6 protein-coding genes are annotated in these 5679 nt (G+C 48.4%); 1 reads left to right on the top strand and 5 read right to left on the bottom strand.

The window, feature by feature from the left end:
* Positions 1–180: 180 nt before the first annotated feature.
* Entirely contained in the window at positions 181–1833 is a 1653-nt protein-coding gene (locus tag ACI0FF_RS04930; protein ID WP_419799013.1) for a thiamine pyrophosphate-binding protein, read from the bottom strand.
* Between the two features lie 127 nt (positions 1834–1960).
* Positions 1961–2311, bottom strand: a complete 351-nt coding sequence (locus ACI0FF_RS04925) for an ArsC family reductase (protein WP_419799012.1) — start codon at positions 2309–2311, stop codon at positions 1961–1963.
* A 99-nt stretch (positions 2312–2410) separates the two neighbouring features.
* Between ACI0FF_RS04925 and ACI0FF_RS04920 the strand changes: the two genes are divergently transcribed.
* Entirely contained in the window at positions 2411–3421 is a 1011-nt protein-coding gene (locus ACI0FF_RS04920) for a zinc-dependent alcohol dehydrogenase family protein (RefSeq protein WP_419799011.1), read from the top strand.
* On the opposite strand, the gene ACI0FF_RS04915 is transcribed toward ACI0FF_RS04920, so the two are convergent.
* The 3 genes from ACI0FF_RS04915 to tgt are packed head-to-tail and all read right to left on the bottom strand — an operon-like array spanning position 3418 to position 5678.
* Positions 3418–4065, bottom strand: a complete 648-nt coding sequence (locus tag ACI0FF_RS04915; RefSeq protein WP_419799010.1) for a glutathione S-transferase family protein — start codon at positions 4063–4065, stop codon at positions 3418–3420. The two genes, ACI0FF_RS04920 and ACI0FF_RS04915, sit on opposite strands and share 4 nt — an antisense overlap.
* A gap of 15 nt (positions 4066–4080) precedes the next feature.
* A complete protein-coding gene (gene queF, locus ACI0FF_RS04910; RefSeq protein WP_419799009.1) occupies positions 4081–4548 on the bottom strand; it encodes a preQ(1) synthase in 468 nt (155 codons plus the stop codon).
* Positions 4545–5678 carry a tRNA guanosine(34) transglycosylase Tgt gene (gene tgt / locus ACI0FF_RS04905; RefSeq protein ID WP_419799008.1) on the bottom strand — a complete coding sequence of 378 codons (1134 nt, stop codon included), beginning with the start codon at positions 5676–5678 and terminating at the stop codon, positions 4545–4547. The genes queF and tgt overlap by 4 nt, the downstream gene beginning before the upstream one ends.
* Between the last annotated feature and the right edge of the window lies 1 nt (position 5679).

Below are 5679 nucleotides of genomic sequence, written 5' to 3'. Positions count from 1 at the left end.
CGTAAATCTCCATGTCAGTCTGCGTCATGGAGACACCCTCTCCAGGACGACATATTTGCCTGACTATAAAATACGATAGAATGCAACCAATTATGATGAAAAAGACATTTCCAGAAGCCTCAAAGGCATTTGTTTGAGCTTAGACGACCTTATTCAAAACGATAAGCCTCAACCTATAGGCTAACAACGTAGATCATCAATTGTTTGAGAAGGTGTAATCACCTGATTATCAATAATAATTTCAATCAGAGCTGGACCTTCAAAATTTTGAGCACCTTCAAATGCAGTAGCAAAATCTTCATTTTTCTCTACCCGAATCCCGAATCCACCAAAGGCCGTTGCCATCGCTGCAAAATCCGGATTTTGCAGAGTCGTCCCTGAGATTCTCGCAGGAAAACGTTTTTCCTGATGCATACGGATTGTGCCATATTTACCGTTGTTCACGACAATAACAATCAGCTTCAAACCATATTGAACGGCCGTTGCAAATTCCTGACAGGTCATCATAAAACACCCATCACCCGCCATACAGATAACCGGTTTATCAGGATCAAGTGTTGCAGCCGCAATTGCAGCCGGCAAACCATAGCCCATAGAGCCACAGGTCGGAGCGAGCTGGTTGCCATATTGACGATAAGCAAAAAAGCGATGGGTCCAGATGGCATAATTCCCCGCCCCATTTGTGATGGTGGTATTATCGGGCAGATGTTGACGTATATGGGCAACAGTATCACACATTTGTACATCACCACGATGGGCAATGGGCATACTAAATTTTTCGTAATTCCCCCGCAATGCGGATTGCCATTGTGACCATGTTGTTTGCTTTTCAAAGGTACAATCAGACAAAGCATCCACGAAAGAAGACATGGTTGCGACAATTGCCAAATCAGGTTGATAGACACGGCCCAATTCTTCGGCTTGCGGATAGATGTGGATTAATTTTTGCTTGATTTTGGGTGGCTTAACAACCTCGTAACCGTTGGTCGTCATCTCCCCCAAGCGCGCACCGAGGACAATCAGTAAATCGCTTTCATCAATGGATTTTGCCAAATTTGGATCAATCCCGATCCCGACATGCCCTACATAGCAAGCCAGATCATTATTGATATAATCCTGACATCGAAAAGAAGCGGCAACCGGTAGTTTCTCACGTTGGCAAAATGCTTCAAGATCAGCCTGAACTGATTGGGACCACCCGCCCCCACCTACGATCAAAAGTGGTTTTTCTGCACCCGCTAGCATGTCTTTCACACGCCCCATGTCCTGCGGTGCAGGATAGGATTGCGGTACACAATAAGGCGCAAGAACGGAGCCCCGTTTTGCCGGGCCACTCAACATATCTTCGGGTAAGGCAAGTACCACGGGACCGGGGCGACCCGATACCGCTGTTTGATAAGCACGCGCGATATATTCAGGGATACGATCCGCATCATCAATTTGGGCCACCCATTTTGCCATTTGACCAAACATCCGGCGATAATCGATTTCCTGAAAAGCTTCCCGGTCCATCATGTCGCGGGCCACTTGCCCAATAAACAAGATCATCGGTGTAGAATCTTGAAACGCCACATGTACACCGGCGGATGCGTTGGTTGCACCGGGGCCGCGCGTCACCATACAAATCCCGGGTTTTCCGGTTTGTTTGCCGTAAGCTTCCGCCATCATAGCCGCCCCGCCTTCCTGCCGGCACGTGATAAAATCCAGACCATCAGCATCATAAAGAGCATCCAAAACCGCGAGATAACTTTCGCCGGGGACACCAAAGATTTTATCGGAACCATGCAAAGAAAGCTGTTCGACCAGCAACTGAGCGCCTGTGAGATTGGACATTTTTTATTCCCTAACCTGATTTAGAGCATGTTCTTTTTAATATGAATCATGTGTCATGCTCTAAGTTATTGATTTTACGCAAATGCGTCGTCGCAATCTAAAACAGATTGCTCGGGATTTGCTCTCGTTATTTGCATTTTTGAAGTTTGTTGATTTGTTCTTGCTTGAAACCCAGCAAAATTTCATTTTCGCAAACAAAAATCGGACGTTTCATTAATGCCGGATTTTCAAGGATCAAGGCAATGGCCTTGGACTCATCCACATCATTTTTTTGATCATCAGACAGATTACGCCACGTTGTACCACGCTTGTTCAACAACACTTCCCATCCCAATTGCGCCGCCCATGCTGCAACCTCATCAGGGGCAAGACCATCTTGTCGTACATCGTGGAACTGAAAAGAAATTCCTTCACTTTCCAACCATTTCTTTGCTTTACGGCAAGTGTCGCAATTTTTAAGACCAACCAGTTTTATCATTTTCTTTCCATTTTCCTGAAACGAATGCTTCAACACTTATGCTAAATCATGTTTAAATCAAGGCAGTTTTTTGATCCGTCCAACAAAGTGAGATTTTTTATGAAAGCGTGGCAAATCGAGAAGACATTCGGTCTTGAAAATCTAAATCTTATCGATCTTCCTGCGCCAAAGCTCAACCCTGGACAAGTCCTTGTCAAAATGACGGCAGCCTCCTTGAACTATCGTGATCTCGTGACTGTAGCAGGCGCATATGGCAAGACGGTCAAAACACCGTTAATCCCTTGCTCGGACGGGGCTGGATATGTTGTTGAATGCGGACCAAACGCCAATAGGTTCGAAGTTGGGGCCCGCGTTTGTCCGATCTTTTTCCCTGACTGGATGGACGGTCCGGCGCGTCCCTCAGTCATACCACAGGCCTTGGGCGGTGCCTATGACGGGACACTCAGTGAATATATGGTTGTCAGTGAGAACGCCTGCATCCCCATCCCGGACTATTTAAGCGATATTGAAGCCGCGAGCCTGCCCTGTGCAGCCGTTACCGCATGGAGTGCCTTGTTTGAACAATCTGCGCTATCATCCAGTGATTGCGTGGTTATTCAAGGCACAGGTGGTGTCGCCTTGTTCGCCCTGTTGTTTGCCAAGGCGGCTGGCGCACAAGTTCTGATCACATCATCCAGTGACAAAAAACTGGAACGCGCCAAAGAACTGGGTGCTGATTACACGGTCAATTATTACGACCACCCTGTTTGGCGCCAACAGGTTAAGAAAATCTGGTCCGAAGGGGCGGACCATATTATCGAACTCGGCGGGGCGCAAACACTGGAACAATCCATTCGCGCCACCCGCATCGGCGGACATATCAGCCTGATCGGTGTTCTTACGGGGGCCAATACATCCAGCATCCCCTTGCCGATGATCTTGATGCGCAACATCCGCATTCAAGGGGTGACCGTTGGATCAAAAACCGCGTTCGAACGTATGACTGCCTTCATGGAAAAGCACAATATCAAGCCGGTGATTGATCAGACGTTCAACTTCAAAGAAGTGCCGAGCGCCTTTAAATATCTGGAAAGCGGTCAGCACTTCGGTAAAGTTTGTGTCGAGTTTTAGCACCGAAACAACGGTTGGCAGCCTTCGACATCATAAGTCTGTTGAACAAAATGATCGTCTTCCAAAACACACAACAACGCGTAAAGATGGGCCATTGATTTCAGCTTTTCTTCCTGCCCCATTTGCACAAACCAGCGTCCCAGCATCAGAAGATAATCTTCCACGATGGTTTTCTGTCCACCGCATAAAAACGGGCGCCCATCTGACAAAGCATCATCAAGGCGACTCATGAATGTGCTGACGCGTTCAATGGCAACATCACGGACTTCTTCCGCCCCTTGTGCAGTCTTTGAAAACCGCTCTTTATAAAAATAGAGCATCATATCTGCCTGAATGGAATTGGTCATAAAGACCAACCATTTATAAGCTGTTGCCCGTTTCGCACTGCCTAAAGGCGGCATCAGGCCGCTATCGGGATCACTATCAGCCAGATGCAGGCAGATCGCAGCTGATTCAAACAGCACAAGATCCCCATCAATCAAAGTTGGCACACGTCGATTAGGATTAATCTTGAGATATTTGTCACCCGCGAGGCTGCCGTCATCCTTGCCCATCTGGATCAATTCATGAGCAACGCCTAAACGGTTGAGAATAATATGCGGGGCGAGTGAAGCCGTATCCGGCAGATAAAAAAGTTTCAGCATAAAATCTATTTCCCGTTACCCACGACCACGATAACCGGGCACGCCTTGGTCTGGGATCCAGACCCCTTTGGGCGCATCACCTGTTTGCCAAAAAACATCAATCGGAATACCACCGCGCGGGTACCAATAACCACCGATACGCAACCATTTCGGTTTCAACAGATCGACCAGACGTTTGGCAATCCCGACCGTGCAGGCTTCATGAAAATCGCCGTGATTTCTGAACGATGTCAAAAAGACTTTCAGAGACTTGCTTTCCACCAGCAAATCTTCGGGGATATAGTCAATGACAATATGGGCAAAATCCGGTTGGCCCGTCACCGGGCAAAGTGATGTAAATTCAGGGCAGGTAAAACGCACCAGATAATCTGTGCCCGGGCACGGGTTTTTCACCGCTTCCAGCTTGGCTTCATCCGGGTTGGTTGGTGTCTCGGTCGCAGAACCAAGTTGTTCAAGATTTGCGTAGATGGTTTGATCACTCATGATAGGGCCTCAATATCGCCTTGTTCACGCAATGCGTGGAAATCGACGACAAATTTATCAAATGTTTCTTCTTCAATGGCTGTGCGCATGCCCGCCATTAATTCCTGATAGTAATGCAGATTATGCCATGTCAGCAGCATCAAGCCCAAAATTTCTTTGGTTTTGGTCAGGTGGTACAAATAGGCACGTGAATAGTTTTTACAACACGGACAGGTGCAGTGTTCATCCAAGGGACGCGGATCATCTTTATGGCGTGCATTGCGCAGATTGACGGAACCGCGCCGCGTCCAGGCTTCTGCCGTGCGCCCAGACCGGCTTGGTAACACACAGTCAAACATATCGACACCGCGTGCAACCGCCCCGACCAAATCGTCCGGCTTGCCCACGCCCATCAGGTAACGTGGCTTATCAGTCGGCATCACAGGTGTGGTAAAATCAAGGGTGGAAAACATTAATTCCTGCCCTTCCCCCACTGCCAAACCGCCAATGGCGTAGCCTTCAAACCCGATCTCGGTCAGTTTTTCAACAGACTCTTCACGCAAATCTTTTTCCGTACCGCCCTGTACAATCCCAAACTGACCATAACCGGGACGATGGGTAAAGGCATCACGCGAGCGTCGCGCCCAGCGCATGGACAACTGCATGGCTTCATTCACCCGTTCTTTCGGGGCAGGCAACGCCGGACATTCATCAAAACACATGGTGATATCGGCATCAAGCTGGCGCTGAATTTCCGTTGAACTTTCCGGTGTCAGATCGTAATAGGCCCCATCAATATGGGAACGAAAACGAACACCTTCTTCGGTAATTTTACGAAGCTGCGCCAAGCTCATCACCTGAAAGCCACCGCTATCCGTCAAAATCGGTTTATCCCAATTCATAAATTTATGCAGGCCACCCAGTTTTTCAATGCGTTCGGCACCGGGGCGCAACATCAAATGATAGGTATTGCCCAACAGGATTTCCGCCCCTGTTTCCGCCACCGATTCCGGCATCATTGCCTTAACAGTCGCCGCTGTGCCCACCGGCATAAAGGCCGGTGTGTTGATCGCACCATGGGCGGTATGAACACGTCCGCGACGGGCTTTGCCATCGGTGCCCATCAATTCAAACTTAAATGTATCCGTCATC

This window comes from Terasakiella sp. 4MB5A, assembly GCF_050058155.1.
GTDB lineage: Bacteria > Pseudomonadota > Alphaproteobacteria > Rhodospirillales > Terasakiellaceae > Terasakiella > Terasakiella halodenitrificans.
Note: the sequence above shows the minus strand (reverse complement) of the source record. Positions and strands in the feature narration are given on the sequence as shown.